The following is a 17,236-nucleotide window of genomic DNA, read 5'->3' on the forward strand; positions in this document are numbered from 1 at the left end:
AGAGCGCAGGATACCCCATGCCGACCAGTCGATCCGATCTTGCCGACCTCACCTATTTCCTCGCAATCTCCCGGCATCGAAGCTTCAGGCTTGCCGGGCTCGAACTGGGGGTCAGCGCGTCCGCACTCAGCCACGCGCTGAAGGGACTCGAGGCCCGGCTCGGCGTCCGACTCCTGCATCGTACCAACCGCAGCGTCACGCTGACCGCAGCCGGCGAGGAACTGCGCGACAAGGTGGCGGAACCGTTCGGCGCGATCGATCAGGCGGTCGAGGGCCTCAATCGCTATCGCGATGCGCCGACCGGGCGGGTCCGCCTCAACGTTGCCGCGGAGGCCGCACCGTTGTTGCTGGCGCCGATCATGCCAGTCTTCATCGAGCGGTATCCCGATATCGAGATCGATATTGCCGCCAGCGACCAGATGACCGACGTCATCGACGACGGCTTCGACGCCGGGATCCGGTACGGCGGAACGGTACCTGAGGACATGGTGGCACAGCGGCTGTCGGGCGAGCTTCGCTGGGTGGTCGTCGCGTCCCCCGCGTATCTCGAGAAGTTTGGCGTTCCGCAGCATCCGTCCGATCTAAAACACCATCATTGCCTCGGGGTTCGTCTCGGCAACGCGCATATCTATCGGTGGGAGTTCGAAGGTCCCGAGGGCGAGTTCTCCGTCCCCGTGCCGAGCAAGATCCTCGTCAATGGCGGGCGGGCCATGCTTGCCATGGCACTTGTAGGGACCGGCCTTATGTACGGGATGGAAGCATCGTTCGCCCCCCATCTCGCGCGGGGCGAGCTGCGGCTGGTGCTTGAGGACTGGGCGACGATGGGCCCCGGCTACCACGTCTATTATTCGAGCCGTCGCCAGGTGCCGACGGGTCTCAGGCTGTTGATCGAGCTCATCCGCGAGATGCGTCCGTTGGGGCTCTAGCGGCAGCCCCGACGGTGAGAGATGTTTCACGCGGCAATGAACATGGCAGCCGTCGCATGAGGCGTGCCTGCCCTTAGATAGGATGATGGCTTTACAATCACCGTCCCTCAAAACAGCAACGCCCGATCGGGCGGCATTAGACCGCGCAACGCTGCCCTCGTTTGCAAAAACTGTCGCCATTCTCAGCGCGCTGATGGCGTTCGCGTCGATCTCCACGGATCTGTATCTGCCTGCCATGCCTACGCTGGGCCAGTCGCTCGGCGGCAGCCAGGGTAGCGTGGAACTGACGCTGTCGAGCTTTTTGATTGGCTTCAGTCTCGGCCAGCTCTTCTGGGGACCGATCGGCGATCGCTTCGGTCGCCGCGCCCCCATCCTGTTCGGGCTCGTCCTGTTCATGATCGGCTCGGCAGGCTGCGCGCTCGCGGGGAGCGTGGCGCAGTTGATCGTGTGGCGGATCGTGCAAGCGGCCGGCGCCTGTGCCGGTCCCGTTCTCGCCCGCGCGATGGCGCGCGACCTGTATGGGCGCGACCGGGCCGCACAATTGCTGTCCACCCTGATGCTGGTCATGGGCATTGCCCCGTTGCTCGGCCCGCTGATCGGCGGCCAGGTGCTGCTGATCGGATCGTGGCGGCTGATCTTCTGGCTGCTGGTGGTACTGGGGATCGCGATCTTTGCGGCGGTACTGCGCCTGCCGGAAAGCCTGCCGCGCGAGCGACGCTCGACGATCGGTCTGGGCGCGGTGCTCGGCAATTACTGGCTGATGGCGAAAAGTCGCATGATCATGGGCTATGCGATCGCCAGCGGATGCTATTATGGCGGCCTCTACGCGTATCTTGCCGGCACGCCGACCGCCTATATCAGCTATTACCACGTGGCACCGCAGGCTTATGGCTTCCTGTTCGGCCTCGGCATCATCGGCCAGATGCTGCTCAACCTCCTCAATACGCGCTTCGTCGTCCGGATGGGCAGCGACTACATGTTGCGCTGGGGTGCGACGCTGGTCGGCGTCTCGGGACTCTGGGCGGGTGCTGCGGCGACGACCGGCGTCGGCGGTTTGTGGGGACTCGTCCTGCCGCTGTTCTTCTTCCTGTCCGCAAACGGCCTGTTCGTCGCCGACGCGATGGCGGGCGCGCTGGCCGTCAATCCGGACCGCTCGGGGGCGATATCGGCGTTCGTCGGCGCGATCCAGTTCGGCAGCGGCATCTTCGGCTCGGCACTGGTGGGCTGGTTCGCCGATGGCACGCCCCGACCGATGGGTGTCGTGATCGCCGTGCTGGGTACGGCGAGTTTCATCGTCACGTTGCGGACGACCCGGCGGCGACGCGGTTCAGGTGGCGGCATTGAGGCAGCGTCACTGCCGCATCAAGCCACGCCGGTCTAATCGCGGACGGTGACGCCGCCCATCTCGTGCCTGGACATCAGGAGAGACAGCATGAACCCCCGCTATGTTTTCACCGGACAGGTCGCGTTCGTCACCGGCGCGGGCCAGGGCCTGGGCCGCGCCACCGCCGAGGCGTTCGCGGCGGCCGGCGCGGCGGTCGTATTGACTGACGTCCGCGCCGATACCGCGGAAGCCGCAGCCGACGGCATCGTCGCGGCGGGCGGTCGTGCAATCGGCTTTGCCTGCGACGTGACGGACGAGCATCAGGTCGCGGCGGCAATCGCTCGTACAGTCGAAACCTATGGCCGGCTCGACATGGCCTTCAACAACGCCGGCATCCAGGCGCCCGCGGTCGACCTCGCCGATCAGTCGGCGGACGATTTCGACCGGGTCGCGGCGATCAATCTGCGCGGCACCTGGGCGTGCATGAAGCACGAGCTGCGACAGATGCGGACGCAGGGACATGGTGCGATCGTCAACAACGCGTCCGCCGGCGGTCTCGTCGCACAGGCCGATCTGGCGGCCTACAACGCTACCAAGTTCGGCGTCGTCGGCCTGACCAAGAGCGCCGCCTTGCGCTATGCTGCCCGTGACGTGCGGATCAACTGCGTCTGCCCCAGTGCGATCGATACGCCGATGGTCGCGGACATGAAAACCACCCAGCCGGACGCAATGGACGAGATTTTCCGACTCCAGGTGATCGGTCGTCTCGGCCGTGCCGAGGAGGTCGCCGCCGCGGTGCTCTGGCTGGCAAGCCCCGGTGCCAGCTTCGTTCACGGCGTCGCGCTGCCGGTGGATGGCGGATTTACGGCGAGCTGACACGGATGGACCATCCCGAGTCCCGAAGCGGCGGGATGGTCCATCCGGTATGCGGGCCTGGTGCGATTTAGGTGCCGGGCGCGTCCAGCTTGCGTAGCGCGGCGACGCCCGAGAACGCCTTCGGCCAGCCGGCATAGAATGCCAGATGCGCCATCGCTTCGCCGAGCTGGGCGCGGGTCAGACCATTGTCGATGCCGTGGGTGAGATGGAAACCGAGCTGGTCGGCATCGCCGTTCGCGGTGAGCGCCACGATCGTCACAAAGCTCCGGTCTCGCGCACGCAGGTCGGTCCGCCGCCAAAGGTCCTAAAACAGCGGCTGGTTGGTCAGCTGTGCAAGCGATGGCGATATCGGCGTCACGGTATCAGTCACGGTTGCCGCCCGCGCCGCATCGCTATCCGGGACCGGCAGCAACGCGGTGCGCGCCGGCTGAAGCGCGGTTGCCGCGATGCTGCGTTTGGCGAACACCCGATCCGCGACCTCGCACGCCGACACCGCGTTCGGCCAGCCCGTGTAAAAGGCCAGATGAGTAATCAGCCCGCCGATCTCGACCGGCGTCAGTCCGTTGTCGAGCCCCATCCCCAAGTAGCTCGCCAGCTGTTCGATCTTGCCGGTCGCTTTGAGCGCGCTGATCGTCACGAGACTGCGATCGCGCGGCGACAACGCCGGCCGTTTCCAGACGTCGCCGAACAACAGCCGGTCGGTATAGTCAGCCAGAGCCGGCGCGACCCGTCGCATCGTTTCAGGCGCCTTCGACTGTACCGCATGCGCTGTCTGCGCAGTCGCGGAGGCCGGTATCACGGTGGCGATCAGAGCCAGTACGACGATCCGCATGCGTTTATCCTTCTACGATTGAGGGGTGAGCGGGCCGTAGCCAAGCCGCTTGAGCAGCAGGTCTTCATGGGGCGCGATCTCCGGCGCGTAGACGGCGGTCATCCAGTCGCTCGCCGGAACGTCGCGAATCGCCACCGATAACGCGTCCACCTCGCTATCGAGCGTGTCGGTACCGGCAGCGACGATCCGCGCCGCAAGCGCCTGCCGGGCGGCGAGGGAATACCCCGCCACCACGCTTACCAGGACATGCGGCATGGCTCAGTTGTCCTTGAAGACGTCGCGCGCCGCCTGGATCGCGGTCATCGCGGTCGGCCAGCCTGCATAGAAGGCAGTATGCGTGATCGCGGCGATGATCTCGTCGTGCGTCAGGCCGTTCTCGATCCCCTTCTTTAGGTGGAAGCCGAGCTCGTTGTGCCGATACAGCGCAACCAGATTGACGATCGTGACGAGGCTGCGGTCGCGCGGCGACAGCGTGTCGTCCGCCCAGACGTCGCCGAACAGAACCTTGTCGGTAATCTCCGCAAGCTTGGGTGCGATATCGCCGAAGGTATCGCGTGCGTTGGTCGGTTCGTTTGCCATGTGGTCTTCTCCGTGTGATGATTATTGGGGATCAGCGGGCGACATAGCCGCCATCGACCGCGAGCGCGTGACCCACGACGAAACTGGCGGCGGGGCTGCAGAGCCACAGGACCGCCGCCGAGACTTCTTCCGCCCGCCCGAGGCGCTTGATCGGCACGTCGCGCATCATTTCTTCGATGACGCCCGCCTCGGCCTGCTTCATCTCCGCCACCATCGGCGTATCCATGATGCCGGGCGCGACGACGTTGATGCGAATGCCCAGCGGCGCATATTCGAGCGCGGCGCTCTTGCTCATTCCATGAATGCCGTGCTTGGCGGCATGGTAGGCGGCGCGCCCCGGCACGCCGACAAAGCCACCAAGCGACGAGCAGTTCACGATGGCCCCGCTGCCCTGCTGCTGCATCTGGGCGAGCTGGTACTTCATGCAGGCGAACACACCACGAAGGTTGATGCCGAGCATGTGGTCATAATCCGTCATGGCGACCTGCGCGAGTTCCTTGGCGTCGCTCTGGATACCGGCGTTGTTGAACGCCATGTCCAGCCGGCCGAAACGTTCGACCGTGCGGGCGACCGCATCGCGAACCTGTGCTTCGTCGGAAACATCGCAGAGGATCGGCAGGACGTCATGCCCCTCGTCCTTCAGCGCCTGTGCAGCGGCGGTAAGCGCGGCGTCGTTCGCGTCGATCAACGCAACCGCGGCGCCGGCTTCGGCAAACGCTCTGCTGGTCGCGAGGCCCATCCCCGAGGCGCTACCCGTCACGAAAGCTACCTGGCCTTTGAAGTCATAAACCGGGTTCATGGCTTCAGTCCTCCAGCTGTCGCGTGATCGTTGACGACGCGGTACGTCACGTCCTTCGCGTGGAGCGAGTGTTCACTGGCGATAATGCCGAAAACCTCTACGGTCATTTTCAGTCCTTGTTCCGAAGCGGCGAAGTACGCCTTCGCTATTCAGATGGTGCTCACGCACGCCGCTGATTACCGGCTGTTGCGTACATGCGCCGATGAAGCTGGTTCATCGATCGACGGGATCGTCACCCGAGGGGCCGTAGCTCCCGGATCAGGTCGAGGAGCAGCCGGAGCGGGACCGGCACTTGCCGGCGGCTGGAATAATAGAGATGGAATCCGGGGCCGGTCGTCGACCAGTCCTCCAGCACGAGCCGCAGGCTGCCCTGTGCGATGTGGGGGGCGAAGGCGGGTTCGATCCCGTACATCATGCCCGCGCCGTTGATCGCCATCGCCTGCATCGTCGGCGTTTCGTTCACCGTGACGCGGCTGGGCAACGCGATCGCGAACTCTCCCTCGGGGCCTTCGAACTCCCACTGATAGATACGATCGTCCCCCAGCCGCACGCCGAGGCAGCGATGATCGCGCAGGTCCTCCGGCCGGGTCGGGACGCCGAACCGGTCGAGATAGACGGGGGACGCGGCGACGACCCAGCGCAGGTCCGGCGACAGCCGCTGCACGATCATGTCCTCGGGCACCGTGCCGCCATAACGGATCCCGGCATCGAACCCCTCGCCGACGACATCGACCAGACGGTTGCTGGCGACGATATCGACCGCGACATCGGGATAGCGATCGAGAAACACGGGCATTACGGGCCCGAGCAGCAGCGTGGCCGCGTCTGCCACGATGTTGAGGCGGATGTGTCCCACCGGCTTGTCCCGGAACCGGCCAAGGTTCTCGACAGCCTGCCCGATCGCCTCGAACGGTGCATTGATTGCCGCGAGCAGTTCTTCGCCAGCTGTGGTCAGCGTGACAGATCGGTTCGTACGGTTGAACAGGCGTACGCCCAGACGCCCCTCGAGCGCCTTAAGCGAATGGCTGAGCGCGGACGCGCTCACTCCCATCTCCAGCCCGGCCAGACGGAAATTCCGGTGTCGGGCGATCGCCAGCACATACGCGAAATCGGCGAGATCCGCCCTGTTGGGCAACATCGACTGGCCGGTCTGCCGATGGTCGAACGCGCTCAGCGTTGCGGCCCCTTGAACTGCGCGTCCGTTACTGGCTCGAGCCAGGTGACGTTCTTGCCCGCAAGCGTTTCGCTGATCGCGAGATGGCTCATGCCCGACGTCGCGGTTGCCCCGTGCCAGTGGCGCACGCCCGGTTTCACGTACACAATGTCTCCCTGGCAGATGCGCGCGACGCGCCCGCCTACTTCCTGAGTCCAACCACATCCTTGGGTGACGTAAAGTGTCTGACCCGCCGGATGCGTATGCCAGTTGCTCCGCGCGCCGGGCGAGAAAGCGACCAGTGCGGTTCCGGCTTGTCCGGGGAGCGTGGGCCTCGTCAGCATTCGCACGGTGACGCGACCCGTGAAGGTCTTGGCGGGTCCCGGTTTGGCCCCGACGGAATCGCGCCGTACGACGGTTTGCGCCTGTCCGACCGATGCCCCAGCCAGCAGTGTCGCCGCGATCGGCAGTGCCCCCAGCACCCTCAGCCAATCAGTGCGCATATTGATCCTCCGTCACGGGTTCGAGCCAGTCGACATTCTTGCCGTCAACGCTTTCCGTGATCGCGATATGGCTCATCCCGGTCGTTGCCGTGGCGCCATGCCAATGCCGTTCGCCGGCGTCGAAATACACTGTGTCGCCCGGGCCGACATCCTCGCGCGGCCCGCCTTCGCGCTGAACCCACCCCTTGCCCGCGGTGATGACGATCGTCTGACCGGCCGGGTGCATGTGCCACACCGTGCGCGCGCCAGGAGCGAACGTCACGACCGCGGTGGACGCCCGGCCCGGCGAATTGGGCTGCGCCATGTTGTCGATGCGAACAGTGCCGGAAAAATTGGCGGGAACTTGCCCCGGCATCGACGGCGTCGATGCGTTACGTGTGATCTTCATAGCTATCTCCTGTTTGCCATATGACGCATCGACACAACGTTCAGTCACACCAAGGTATCATTGAGCCTCATTCATTGCAGCATTGAATGCTTAATCAGTATTGTGGAGCGGGCCATTCACACCCGACCCTAAATACGCTGGAAATATTCGACTGTACGGCCTCGCCTGTGCGCTAAGCGACCTCGGTATCGTTGGCCATAAGGCGGCGGTTACAAACCTCGGAGACGACCGAAAGCTACTAACTTGGCTAGCGAGCGTCCTCGAACGATGACCATTGGCGGTGCATGAGAATTATTTCACTTTTTCCGTGGCACCGACGAGCGCCTGAGCGTTGTGGCTGTTCTCCACAGAACGGGATATGATGCCGAAAACACTCACTATTGTCGGCATGGGCGCCTGTGGCGTCGCTGCGTTCGCCGAAGCTGTCACACGGTCATGCTATGACCCAGGCGACGGGTGGAAGGTCCATCTGGTCGAGCGTGACGATGAACTTGCGCGCGGATTGGCGTTCGGCACGGCGCAGCCCGGCCATCTTCTGAACACGGAATCCCGGCTCATGGGACTCTACAACCGCGAGCCCGGTCATTTCCGAACCTGGCTTGAGGCGCGGCGCGCGGCATCCGGCTCCCCGCTCGATCCCGATGGCGTCGAATACCCGCAGCGCCGCGAATACCGCGTCTACATGCAAGAGGTTCTCGACCGTGCGCTCGATCAGGCGCGTTCCGCCGGGATCGATGTCCAGGTCCACCGCGAAGAAGCTATCGCCATCGAGGGCGATCATGCCGCGGCGACGGTTCGGCTCGCGAACGGGACGACGATCGCGACGGACGTCGTCCTGTTAACGATTGGCACGCCCGATCCGGATCGGTTCGGCAATTTGAACAGTACGCCCGGCTACTTCGACTCTCCGTATCCCTCCCACCGCATGACCGAGGGGATCGAGCGGGATCAATCCGTCGTCATTCTCGGCAGCGGTCTGAGTGCGATCGACGCGGTGATGACACTGCTCGACGATGGGCATCGCGGTCACATCCACCTGATATCGAAGGAGGGGATGCTGCCGCGCGTTGAAATCCCGGCGCCTGAGACAGGCTATGACCGTAAGCACCTCACGCTGGAAAACGTCCATCGGCTGATTCGCGAGCGGGGCAGCGCCTTCTCGGTGGTCGACCTGTTTCGCCTCTTTCGTCTTGAAGCCGAGATTGCTGCCGGACGCGCGATCGACTGGCACGCGGAGGACCGCTACGACGGTGACGCTGAGGCGGCCTTGCTGCACGACATTGCCGCAGCGGAAGCCGGAGACGAACCGTTCCAGCGTATTCTCACCGCCGCGCGGCATGATTCAACGGCGATATGGAACCTGTTGCGCCCCGCCGACCAGAAACGATTTGGGCAGTGGCTGGCGCCGCATTTCGCTGCGGCGCGCTTCGTCACGCCGATGACGAACGCACGGCGATTGGCGGATGCGATGACGCGCGGACTGCTCAGTGTCCGCGGGCGGATCGATGAGACGGCTGTCAACGAGACCGGTGCGGGCTTCACGGTCCGGTTCGATAATGGCGATACGCTCAACACGCCGATCGTCGTCAACGCCACCGGTCAGGCAACCGCGCTCGACGAGATGAAGGAGACGCTGATCAAGGACCTACTCGCGAAGGAATGGCTACAACCTCATCCGGTCGGCGGGGCCATCGCGCACCGGGCGACGTGTCGGATCATATCCGCCACGCGCGACGCACCTCGGTTGTACGCGCTCGGCCAATTGCTGAACGGCGAGTTGCGCGACACCAACGCTGTCTGGTTCAACGTTGAATGCGCCGGTCGTGCGGTCGACGATATCCTGCGCCAACAATGAGCGCGATCAGTAACATCGCGGCGGCACTCCTGCCGCTTTACGGGGTGATCCTGCTCGCCTGGGCTGTCGGCTCCCGCGTTCCCTGGGCGGCAAAGCTGTGCTCGAAGGCACTCGTTTTCGGCCTCATCCCGTTGCTGGTCATCGACAAGGTGCTCGGCGCGGAAGTGCAACAGCTGATGGTGATACCACCGCTGATGTTCGTGGTCTCGGCCCTGATGAGCATCCCTGCATATCGGTTGGCCAAGCGGCTCGGCGACGACTTCGATCCCAGACTGCTGTCGGCATCCTTTTCGTTCTTCAACGTGGCGTTCTTCGGGGTGCCCGTCAGCCAGGCCTTGTTCGGCGAAATCGGCGTATCGACGGTGATCTGCGCGTATATCGGCAGCGCGCTGTACGGCAACACGATCGGGTATTTCCTTATCGCGCGTACCAAGGAAGGTACGCGCAAGGCCGCCACCAAGGCGTTGCGGGTGCCCCTCGTCTATGTGGTCATCGGCTCGCTCCTGGCAAAGTGGGGCGGCGTCACGATGCCTGAAGCGGCAGCGCCGATCGTCTCGATCGCCGGCACGTTGGTGTCGGTCCTCGGCATGGCGGTGATCGGCCTCAACCTTGCCGAAACCGGCCGCGACGACTGGCGGCCAAGACTGATGACGCGCATCCTCGCAGTCAGGCAGGTCGCCGGCGTGATACTGCTCGGCGCAGCGCTCGCACTCGAAGCGGCCTTCGTCGGTGTATTGAGTCCACGCGACCGCGTGATCGTCGGGCTCGTCGCCCTGTTCCCGATCGCCAGCAACGTGACCCTGTTCGCGACCCTCCTCGACACGAACCGCAAATCGGCGGCGATCCTTGTCGCGCTGTCGAGCGCCGTATCCCTCGTCCTCGTGCTGCTGGTCGTGGGCGTCTTTCACTCGGCCATGCCGACGACGTAATCGCGGTTCCCCTTGACCTGCTCCTCGTTTTCGGGCCGCTGATAACCTAGCTTCGGTGTCCATACGCCTGTGGCGGGGGCGGTGACGTGCTCCCCGGAAATCATGCCATAGGTAAGTTAGCTCGTCATATGGAGACGAGCGATGCGGCGAGGCCGTTTTACCGAGGATCAGATCATAGGCGTGCTGCGTGAGCACGAGGCTGGCGTAAAGACCGCCGAGCTGTGCCGGAAGCACGGCATCAGCGATGCGACGTTCTACAACTGGAAGTCGAAATACGGCGGGATGACCGTGTCGGAGGCGGCACGGTTGCGGACGCTGGAGGACGAGAACCGGCGGCTGAAGAAGCTGCTGACGGAGTCGATGCTGGACGTGTCGGCGCTGAAGGATCTGCTGGGAAAAAACTGACCCGGCCTGCGGATCGCTACGCTCCGGTGGAGAAGCTGATGACCGACCACGGCTTCTCCGAGCGTCGCGCCTGCAGGCTGATCGGGGTCAACCGGTCGGCATGGCAATATGAGCCGCTTCGCGGGAAGGACGATGCTGTCCGCGAGCAGATGCGCGAGCTCGCCAACGAGCGTCGCCGGTTCGGCTATCGCCGGTTGGCAATCCTGCTCAGGCGTGAAGGCAAGGGCATGAACCTGAAGAAGGTGTACCGGCTGTATCGCGAAGAGCGGCTGACGGTGCGCAAGCGTGGCGGCCGGAAACGGGCGCTGGGCACGCGGGCGCCGATGGCGATCCCGCAGGAATCCAACCAGCGCTGGTCGCTAGACTTCGTGTCGGATGCATTGGCCTGCGGCCGGCGGTTCCGCGTCCTCAACGTCATCGACGATTACAGCCGGGAGTGCCTGGCGTGCATCGTCGACACCTCATTATCAGGTCGGCGTGTCGTCCGCGAACTCGCCGCCATCGCCGAGCGTCGCGGGCTGCCGTGCATGGTGGTCAGCGACAATGGCACCGAGCTGACCAGTCATGCCGTGCTCGCCTGGTGCTAGGACACCGGCGTTGAGCGGCATTACATTGCGCCCGGCAAGCCGCAGCAGAACGGCTTCGTGGAATCGTTCAATGGCCGCTTGCGCGACGAGTGTCTGAACGAGCACCTGTTCCGCTCGCTGGCTGCGGCGAGACGGATCATTGAGGCATGGCGGACCGACTACAACACCGTGCGTCCGCACAGCAGCCTTGGCGGCATGGCACCCGCCGAGTTTACCAACCGCCCACGCCACGGGCATGAGGACACCGAAGCTAAGTTATCAGCGGCCTGAAAATGGGGAGCACGTCACATGCCGCCATATCGAGTTCCTTCTGTGCGGCATAGTAGTTGGCCTCGGCTCCGGCAAGCCTCGCGCCGACGATCGTCTGGGCCGAACGATCGGCGACACGCCCTCGCGATACGATGATATCGAGCATCACCTTAGAGCTCCTCCGCGACTGGAACGAGACCCGTTATGGCTTCGGCAAATCGCGAAGCGCCTGACTGGGTGAACTCGAGCGACAGAGACGGCTCGGCTTTAGGCACCGTAAGTAGTTGTGCTCGCTCGATTTCCTCCATGGAACTTTGGCACCCACCCCCTGCGGCACCCCAATATAATCACAGACGTGGTGGGACGCGCTGGAACTGGGTTCAACTGCGATACCCGTCGAATTGGCCTCTAACCCCGTCCTCCCGCCCAGCTTAGCAGCGGTCAGACTAATGTTCGACAGTAGTCCGACCCGGATCGCCACGCGGACCTGTCCATAGGCGACATCAATTAGCGCGATGTCGATCAGGATGCGCAGATAAAAATGGACGAGATCGTTGAGCAACTGGATGAGGCACAGCCGACCGTACGGCAGCGCCGAACTCACAAACGGCGGGCAGCGGCGCGCGCCAAGCCAATTTTAGCCGCCCGAGGTACCGCTAACCGAAGCCGCAGGCATCTCTCGGGGGAGAAGCGCGCGTAGCGCAAGACCGGTGAACAGGGCGACCGATGCAAAAACCAGCCAGGGGAGCATCGGAGTTGCTATCCGGCCAGCGATATCGAACATCCAGCCGCCGAGGAAATTACCGATGCCGCCGCCGACCGCCATGGCCAGCGAATTGAAGCCGAGAAATGTTCCCAACGCATTTCTATCGGCAAGGCCCGCAGTGATGGTCTGCTGCGTCGGGCGCGTCAGGAGCGTGCCGAAGGAAAATACGGCTACCGCGACAAGAAAGGCTGGGAAGCTGTCGACGAACGCGATCACTGACATGCCGACCGCCATCAGGATCACGCCCACAATCAGGATTTGTTCGGTCGCCAAGCGCCGTTCGAGCCAGCGCATCGCCGGGTATTGAAGCAGGATCGTCATTGCGGCTGATAACGCGAACATCACGCCGATACCGTCTTCCGAGCCGGTCAGGCGCACGACGAGCAGCGGAAACGTGATGTTGATCTGGACCGAAACAAACCAGTAGCCCATCATTATCAACGTCAGCAGCACGAACGGGCGGTTGCGCAACACCAGTTGGAAGCCCTGAGCTAGACGTGGCGCCTCCGCTGGGACCGGCAGGCGCGGAAGCAGCAAGGCGACGACGGCATTGAGGGCGAAACACGCTGCTGCCGCAAGGCAGACGATGCGGAAGTCGAACCTCAACAGCGCTACCCCCAGCAACGGGCCACCGGTCGTGGCAATCCCGCTGATCGTGTTGCTGATAGAGTAGTAGCGTGCTCGGTTCGCGTCCGTGGTCAGGCTGGCGATAGCGGCCTGGTACGGTGCCTCGAACAAGGCGCCACCAAGCGCGGAGACGAGCATCGCAACGAACAACGTCGGCATATTTGTGGCTAAACCGAGCGCCGCAAAGCCAAGGGCGCGCAGCAACACGCCCGCTACGATCATCGGGCGGTTGCCGATCCGGTCCGCCAGCGCGCCGCCGAAGACGGCAAGTCCCTGCTGCGTGATCTGCCGAACCGCGAGCGCCGCACCGATCGCCGCTGCGGTCAGGCCGATCCGATCGACGAAGTGAACCGCGACGAGCGGCATCACCATGGTGAACCCTGCCACCATGAAGAACGTGTAGACGAGAAGAGCGTTGAGCGCCCGCCGCCTCGCCCGCTCGTCCAGCGACACAGCATCAGCCGCCATGATCGTGCCGGTAGAGGTAAATGGGCGTCGGATCACCGCTGAACTGCGAGAAGGGGAACGGCTCGCTGGACAGGGCGGTCAGCCCATGACCCAGAAATTGTGGAAGGATCGCGCTGCCGGTCTGGGCATAGGCGACCAGTGGAACGTCGCGCCGGCGTGCCGCCGCGATAATCCGGTCGAACGACCCGTTGCCCAGGGTCATGCCGGTCACGAGCAGCATATCCGCCTCTTCGAGCACCCCGGTCATGTCGGCAACGACCGGCTGTCCGTCCTGCGTCCGCTCCATGTTGAAGTCGCACGGCAGACAGACGCCAGCTTGCGCCTTGATCGCCGCGACCAGCGGATTAACGACACCGATAAGCCCCACCTTCGTGCCGGGCGCAATCCGAAGAAGCTGGACGATCGCCTCGTCGCGGGCGACGGCACGTGTAGGTGGATCGCCGAAGGGCAACATGACACGTTGCGAACGTCCGTCGGCGTCGTGCGGCCGCTGACCAGCGAGGTACGCGTCCAGCGCCGCGATACGAACCGGAAGGCGCGCATCATGAAGCAGATCGGCAATCGTCGATCCCGCCAACTCGTCGGCGATACTCGCGTCGAACTGGTTCCGCTCGACGCAACACGCTCCGAAATGGGCCCCCGCGCGAAGCAGCAGATAATAATTACGATAGGTCTGACTGGTGCCAGGGAAACGCGTGCTCTGCGCTACCCAGAAGACGCCGATGACCGGCACGACGGCCGGGTCGGCGCCGAAGGCGCCGCCGAGCACCGCCTGGATCAGTGCATCGACGGTCGTCCGCTCGAACGAGGCCGTCATGCGGCAACTCCCGGTTGCGATGCAGTCGCATCGGCGTAGCGCAGGTCAAGGCGAGCGACGGCCGCTTCTGCCAGCCGGCGCGCATCGCCTCCAGCTGGATCGACCGCCACGACGTGACCCAGGTAGCAGCCGTTATCGATCGCAGCCGGAACTTCGATCCCGGCGATCGGTGGCACGGCATGGCGCGCGATCGCGGGATCCGAGTCCAGCGTCTCGCGCCGATCGATCGCCTCGATCGTACCCGCGCGTGGCGGCACCAGGAATTTGATCGCGGCGCTCCCGACATCGTTACGCCGGCGGGTCAGGTCGGGCTGCCGACCGAGCGCGAGATCGATCTGCACCGCCAGCAGATCGATGCCAGTAACCCGCTCGACAAGCTCAACGATATAATTGCCGCCGGGTCGCGGATTGATTTCGACGATGCGCGGGCCATCGGGCGTCAGCTTGACCTCGGTATGGCTGATCCCATGATCGTGCCCCACCGCCTTCAATACATCGCCGACGAGCGCGGTAACCGCCGCGCCTGTCGCGTCGTCGAGGCCGGCGGGGAACATGTGTCCGTCCTCGATGAAGTGCGGAAAGCCCGTGATGCTCTTGTCGGTGATGCCGAGGATCGTCGTTTCGCCCGCGAAGGTCACGGCCTCGACGCTGACTTCCTCGCCATCCATGAACGCCTCGATCAGCCACAACGGCTCGCGCGCCTGATCGCGGAAGTTGCGCGGAAAGGCGGCCAGCGCGTCGAACGCCGCGCGCAATTCTCCTTCGTCGCGCACCAGCCGAACGAACGCGCTGGACGCGAGGTCAGACGGCTTGAGGATCAGCGGATAGCCAATCCCCCGGGCGATCGAGACGGCTTCCTCCCACGAATGCACCGTACCAAAGCGCGGATTGGGCAGTCCGGCGCGATCGATCGCGCCGCGCACCCAGTGCTTGCGGCGTTCGGCGGCCACGTTCGAGGAAAAACCCTGCGGCAGGCCAAGCGCCTGCGCGACCTGCGCGACCGTGTCGATATAATAATCGCAGATGGTGACAACGCCATCGAACTGCAGGATGGCGTGCTGCGCACGCAGGAAATCGATGAGCGCCGGCACGTCGTTCGTCTCGGTCGTCAGCACATGATCGGCATGATCGATGACCGGATGGATCTCGCGCGTATGAGGGTCGCGATAATGCTCGCGGTTACGGGTCACGAACGTGTAGCGATGCCCGCGCGCGGTGATAGCTGGCGGAAAGATCCGACCCGTCCCACCCACCCAGCTTTCCAGCATCAACAGATGCGCCATGGTTCCTGTCCTTCGTTCATGGGAAACTCGAAAGAAGCGCCCCGCACGTCGCCGAACTGCCGCCGGTTCCAGGCGAGCGCCGACCAAGGCAACGCCAGTTTGTCCAGCGTCTCGATCATGATGGGTGCCAGCGCGTCGGGCCGTATCGCCTCGCTATGACGCGCGAATACCGCGTCGATGTAGCGATGGCCGGTGTCGGGCGCGATCAGCAGGATGTCACGGTCGGGGTGACGCCGCGCCTCATCCAGCCCGACCAGATAGGTGCAACCGCTTGACAGTCCGGCGAAGATGCCGTGGTCACGCAGCAGGGCCACGGCGCCAGCCATGCCGGCGTCGAACGAGACCCAGTGGATCGCATCGTAGAGTTCGTGCCGCACGTTGCGGAAGGGGATCGAGCTGCCGATCCCCGCGATGATGATGCCCGGGTCGGCGACATGCTCGCTGCCGAAGGTGACGCTGCCGAACGGCTGGATGCCGATCATCGCGACCGTCGGGTCGTGGCGCCGCAATGCCGTGATCAACCCGCCGGTAGAACAGCCCGACCCGACCGACCCCACCAGCGTCAGCCGGCGTACGTCGAGCATGGTGGCGACATGCGCGGCCACCGGTTCGTAGCCGAGATAATGGATGTCATCGTGATACTGCTGCATCCAGTGCGTGCCGGGATGCGCGGCCAGCAGTTCCGCGACCCGTTCGACCCGCCGGCTCTGGTCGAGCTTCAGCGTCGCCAGCGCCGGCACCTGCTCGACCGTCGCCCCGAGGATCTGAAGCTGGACGAGCAGGGTGCGATCGACCGTCTGCGACCCGACGATGTGGCACTTCATGCCGAACTTGTGGCAGGCCAGCGCCAACGCATAGGCGTAGATGCCGCTGGAACTGTCGAGCAGCGTGTCGCCGGGGCGTACAAGACCGCGATCGAGCAGCGTCTTCACGGCGACCAGCGTCGAATATACCTTCATCGTCTCGAACCGGGCGAGGTACAGGTTCGGGGCAAGCCGGATGACCGCTGGCGCCTTGATGGCGTCGGCTATATGATCGAACATCATCGTCAGAACCCCGTCCTTACGCAGCAACATCGATGGCCGAGGCTGCGGTAGAAGGCCGCGAGTTCGCCCAGCCGCCGTGGATCGGGGCGATCGGCGAAAAGATAGCCGATCAGGCTGCCGGTATGGGCGACGACGATGCCGTCGGCCCCGAGCCGCTCGCGCTCCGCGTCCAGGGCGGTAAAGGCGCGTTTGGGCGTTACCTTCTGCGCCAAAGACGCACTTTGCGTCGCAGCTGCGGCGATTGCGATCAGGTCACGCCGCCGGAACGCCTCCAGCATCGTATCGAGGATGCGCGCATAATCATCGCGATGCGCTTCATAGTGACTAATCAGCCGGTCCGTGACGGCTTCCGTGTCGATGGTACCCCCGTCGTCCAGATAGCAGACGTGGAAACCCGGATTGTCAGGCAGGGATCGCACCAGTCGCTGCGCGCCGCTGAGGTAGAGTGCGTGCTCCGTCAGGAACACACTGTCGGATCGCTCGATCGCACGCAGGATGACGGGCACCAACTCGCGGCTGTCTGTGTCGTGCAGAGCATCCAGACAACGGATCGTCGCGACGATATCGGCGGTGGAGCTGGCCATGCCCTTGCCGCACGGCAATTCGCTGGCGAAGCTCCAGCTGCCGGCGGGCATGACGCATCCGTGGTGAGCCTGAAAGAGTTCGATCGCGCGCCGGCAGCGCGGACGGTCGGCGGTTTCATCGTACAAATCGCCGGGCACTCCCGCCTCGAAATGCGCCCAGCTGTAACGGCGGATCGGCAGTGAGATGATCGCGATCTGCATCGCCCCGGCGTCATCGTACGGTCCTTGGAACAACTCGCC

The 17,236-nt window shown here is 64.2% G+C and carries 18 protein-coding genes and 2 pseudogenes; 6 read left to right on the forward strand and 14 right to left on the reverse strand.

The features are described 5' to 3' along the window. Positions 1 to 17: 17 nt before the first annotated feature. The 3 genes from QLH51_RS05370 to QLH51_RS05380 all read left to right on the forward strand — a co-directional run bounded on the left by QLH51_RS05370 (position 18) and on the right by QLH51_RS05380 (position 3,126). Positions 18 to 926, forward strand: a complete 909-nt coding sequence (locus QLH51_RS05370; protein ID WP_125656776.1) for a LysR family transcriptional regulator — start codon at positions 18 to 20, stop codon at positions 924 to 926. A gap of 151 nt (positions 927 to 1,077) precedes the next feature. Then, positions 1,078 to 2,307, forward strand: a complete 1,230-nt coding sequence (locus tag QLH51_RS05375; protein ID WP_283514422.1) for a multidrug effflux MFS transporter — start codon at positions 1,078 to 1,080, stop codon at positions 2,305 to 2,307. 51 nt (positions 2,308 to 2,358) lie between these two features. Then, complete coding sequence (locus QLH51_RS05380; protein WP_125656775.1) at positions 2,359 to 3,126, forward strand: glucose 1-dehydrogenase; 768 nt, start codon at positions 2,359 to 2,361, stop codon at positions 3,124 to 3,126. 67 nt (positions 3,127 to 3,193) lie between these two features. Here the strand turns inward: QLH51_RS05380 and QLH51_RS05385 are convergent. The 8 genes and pseudogenes from QLH51_RS05385 to QLH51_RS05420 form a co-directional block, all read right to left on the reverse strand. Then, positions 3,194 to 3,415 (reverse strand): annotated as a pseudogene (locus QLH51_RS05385) (carboxymuconolactone decarboxylase family protein); the annotation flags it as partial. Between the two features lie 15 nt (positions 3,416 to 3,430). Further along, the gene (locus QLH51_RS05390; protein WP_241217906.1) at positions 3,431 to 3,958 is read right to left on the reverse strand and encodes a carboxymuconolactone decarboxylase family protein; all 528 of its coding nucleotides are present in this window, start codon (positions 3,956 to 3,958) and stop codon (positions 3,431 to 3,433) included. Positions 3,959 to 3,970: 12 nt separating this feature from the next. After that, positions 3,971 to 4,213 carry a tautomerase family protein gene (locus tag QLH51_RS05395; protein ID WP_125656772.1) on the reverse strand — a complete coding sequence of 81 codons (243 nt, stop codon included), beginning with the start codon at positions 4,211 to 4,213 and terminating at the stop codon, positions 3,971 to 3,973. A 3-nt stretch (positions 4,214 to 4,216) separates the two neighbouring features. Then, the gene (locus QLH51_RS05400; protein WP_125656769.1) at positions 4,217 to 4,537 is read right to left on the reverse strand and encodes a carboxymuconolactone decarboxylase family protein; all 321 of its coding nucleotides are present in this window, start codon (positions 4,535 to 4,537) and stop codon (positions 4,217 to 4,219) included. 31 nt (positions 4,538 to 4,568) lie between these two features. After that, on the reverse strand, positions 4,569 to 5,336 hold the full coding sequence (locus tag QLH51_RS05405; protein WP_125656766.1) for an SDR family NAD(P)-dependent oxidoreductase: 768 nt from the start codon (positions 5,334 to 5,336) through the stop codon (positions 4,569 to 4,571). Positions 5,337 to 5,568: 232 nt separating this feature from the next. Then, positions 5,569 to 6,474 (reverse strand): LysR family transcriptional regulator, encoded by a 906-nt coding sequence (locus tag QLH51_RS05410; RefSeq protein ID WP_125656764.1) that lies wholly within the window; start codon positions 6,472 to 6,474, stop codon positions 5,569 to 5,571. Between the two features lie 32 nt (positions 6,475 to 6,506). Continuing rightward, positions 6,507 to 6,992: a (R)-mandelonitrile lyase gene (locus tag QLH51_RS05415; protein ID WP_125656761.1), complete on the reverse strand. Its 486-nt coding sequence runs from the start codon at positions 6,990 to 6,992 to the stop codon at positions 6,507 to 6,509. Next, positions 6,982 to 7,380: a (R)-mandelonitrile lyase gene (locus QLH51_RS05420; RefSeq protein ID WP_125656758.1), complete on the reverse strand. Its 399-nt coding sequence runs from the start codon at positions 7,378 to 7,380 to the stop codon at positions 6,982 to 6,984. Before QLH51_RS05420 ends, QLH51_RS05415 begins: the two co-directional genes overlap by 11 nt. Before the next feature lie 358 nt (positions 7,381 to 7,738). Between QLH51_RS05420 and QLH51_RS05425 the strand changes: the two genes are divergently transcribed. From QLH51_RS05425 to QLH51_RS05435, 3 genes and pseudogenes are all read left to right on the forward strand, one after another. Further along, a complete protein-coding gene (locus QLH51_RS05425) occupies positions 7,739 to 9,235 on the forward strand; it encodes an FAD/NAD(P)-binding protein (protein WP_125656755.1) in 1,497 nt (498 codons plus the stop codon). After that, positions 9,232 to 10,164 carry an AEC family transporter gene (locus tag QLH51_RS05430; protein WP_125656752.1) on the forward strand — a complete coding sequence of 311 codons (933 nt, stop codon included), beginning with the start codon at positions 9,232 to 9,234 and terminating at the stop codon, positions 10,162 to 10,164. Before QLH51_RS05425 ends, QLH51_RS05430 begins: the two co-directional genes overlap by 4 nt. Positions 10,165 to 10,305: 141 nt before the next feature. Further along, positions 10,306 to 11,426, forward strand: a pseudogene (locus QLH51_RS05435) (IS3 family transposase). Here the strand turns inward: QLH51_RS05435 and QLH51_RS05440 are convergent. From QLH51_RS05440 to QLH51_RS05465, 6 genes are all read right to left on the reverse strand, one after another. Further along, a complete protein-coding gene (locus QLH51_RS05440) occupies positions 11,407 to 11,571 on the reverse strand; it encodes a hypothetical protein (protein ID WP_164516115.1) in 165 nt (54 codons plus the stop codon). The pseudogene QLH51_RS05435 and the gene QLH51_RS05440 overlap by 20 nt on opposite strands. Positions 11,572 to 12,042: 471 nt before the next feature. Then, positions 12,043 to 13,266: an MFS transporter gene (locus QLH51_RS05445; protein WP_125656749.1), complete on the reverse strand. Its 1,224-nt coding sequence runs from the start codon at positions 13,264 to 13,266 to the stop codon at positions 12,043 to 12,045. Further along, positions 13,256 to 14,083, reverse strand: coding sequence for a Rossmann-like domain-containing protein (locus QLH51_RS05450; RefSeq protein ID WP_125656746.1), 828 nt, complete (start codon positions 14,081 to 14,083; stop codon positions 13,256 to 13,258). Before QLH51_RS05450 ends, QLH51_RS05445 begins: the two co-directional genes overlap by 11 nt. Beyond that, positions 14,080 to 15,366: an ATP-grasp domain-containing protein gene (locus QLH51_RS05455; protein ID WP_125656829.1), complete on the reverse strand. Its 1,287-nt coding sequence runs from the start codon at positions 15,364 to 15,366 to the stop codon at positions 14,080 to 14,082. Before QLH51_RS05455 ends, QLH51_RS05450 begins: the two co-directional genes overlap by 4 nt. Next, positions 15,351 to 16,412, reverse strand: coding sequence for a pyridoxal-phosphate dependent enzyme (locus tag QLH51_RS05460; protein WP_125656743.1), 1,062 nt, complete (start codon positions 16,410 to 16,412; stop codon positions 15,351 to 15,353). Before QLH51_RS05460 ends, QLH51_RS05455 begins: the two co-directional genes overlap by 16 nt. Positions 16,413 to 16,414: 2 nt before the next feature. Further along, a complete protein-coding gene (locus tag QLH51_RS05465; RefSeq protein ID WP_206428954.1) occupies positions 16,415 to 17,197 on the reverse strand; it encodes a GHMP family kinase ATP-binding protein in 783 nt (260 codons plus the stop codon). Positions 17,198 to 17,236 lie beyond the last annotated feature (39 nt).

It is taken from the genome of Sphingomonas sp. 2R-10 (genome assembly GCF_030062225.1).
Taxonomy (GTDB): domain Bacteria; phylum Pseudomonadota; class Alphaproteobacteria; order Sphingomonadales; family Sphingomonadaceae; genus Sphingomonas.

What these genes read in the sequence shown, in the direction of transcription:
- QLH51_RS05370 (WP_125656776.1), top strand. Translation starts at nt 18, where the DNA reads ATGCCGACCAGTCGATCCGATCTTGCCGACCTCACCTATTTCCTCGCA.
- QLH51_RS05380 (WP_125656775.1), top strand. Translation starts at nt 2,359, where the DNA reads ATGAACCCCCGCTATGTTTTCACCGGACAGGTCGCGTTCGTCACCGGC.
- QLH51_RS05390 (WP_241217906.1), bottom strand. Translation starts at nt 3,958, where the DNA reads ATGCGGATCGTCGTACTGGCTCTGATCGCCACCGTGATACCGGCCTCC.
- QLH51_RS05395 (WP_125656772.1), bottom strand. Translation starts at nt 4,213, where the DNA reads ATGCCGCATGTCCTGGTAAGCGTGGTGGCGGGGTATTCCCTCGCCGCC.
- QLH51_RS05400 (WP_125656769.1), bottom strand. Translation starts at nt 4,537, where the DNA reads ATGGCAAACGAACCGACCAACGCACGCGATACCTTCGGCGATATCGCA.
- QLH51_RS05405 (WP_125656766.1), bottom strand. Translation starts at nt 5,336, where the DNA reads ATGAACCCGGTTTATGACTTCAAAGGCCAGGTAGCTTTCGTGACGGGT.
- QLH51_RS05410 (WP_125656764.1), bottom strand. Translation starts at nt 6,474, where the DNA reads ATGTTGCCCAACAGGGCGGATCTCGCCGATTTCGCGTATGTGCTGGCG.
- QLH51_RS05415 (WP_125656761.1), bottom strand. Translation starts at nt 6,992, where the DNA reads ATGCGCACTGATTGGCTGAGGGTGCTGGGGGCACTGCCGATCGCGGCG.
- QLH51_RS05420 (WP_125656758.1), bottom strand. Translation starts at nt 7,380, where the DNA reads ATGAAGATCACACGTAACGCATCGACGCCGTCGATGCCGGGGCAAGTT.
- QLH51_RS05425 (WP_125656755.1), top strand. Translation starts at nt 7,739, where the DNA reads ATGATGCCGAAAACACTCACTATTGTCGGCATGGGCGCCTGTGGCGTC.
- QLH51_RS05430 (WP_125656752.1), top strand. Translation starts at nt 9,232, where the DNA reads ATGAGCGCGATCAGTAACATCGCGGCGGCACTCCTGCCGCTTTACGGG.
- QLH51_RS05440 (WP_164516115.1), bottom strand. Translation starts at nt 11,571, where the DNA reads ATGCTCGATATCATCGTATCGCGAGGGCGTGTCGCCGATCGTTCGGCC.
- QLH51_RS05445 (WP_125656749.1), bottom strand. Translation starts at nt 13,266, where the DNA reads ATGGCGGCTGATGCTGTGTCGCTGGACGAGCGGGCGAGGCGGCGGGCG.
- QLH51_RS05450 (WP_125656746.1), bottom strand. Translation starts at nt 14,083, where the DNA reads ATGACGGCCTCGTTCGAGCGGACGACCGTCGATGCACTGATCCAGGCG.
- QLH51_RS05455 (WP_125656829.1), bottom strand. Translation starts at nt 15,366, where the DNA reads ATGGCGCATCTGTTGATGCTGGAAAGCTGGGTGGGTGGGACGGGTCGG.
- QLH51_RS05460 (WP_125656743.1), bottom strand. Translation starts at nt 16,412, where the DNA reads ATGATGTTCGATCATATAGCCGACGCCATCAAGGCGCCAGCGGTCATC.
- QLH51_RS05465 (WP_206428954.1), bottom strand. Translation starts at nt 17,197, where the DNA reads ATGCAGATCGCGATCATCTCACTGCCGATCCGCCGTTACAGCTGGGCG.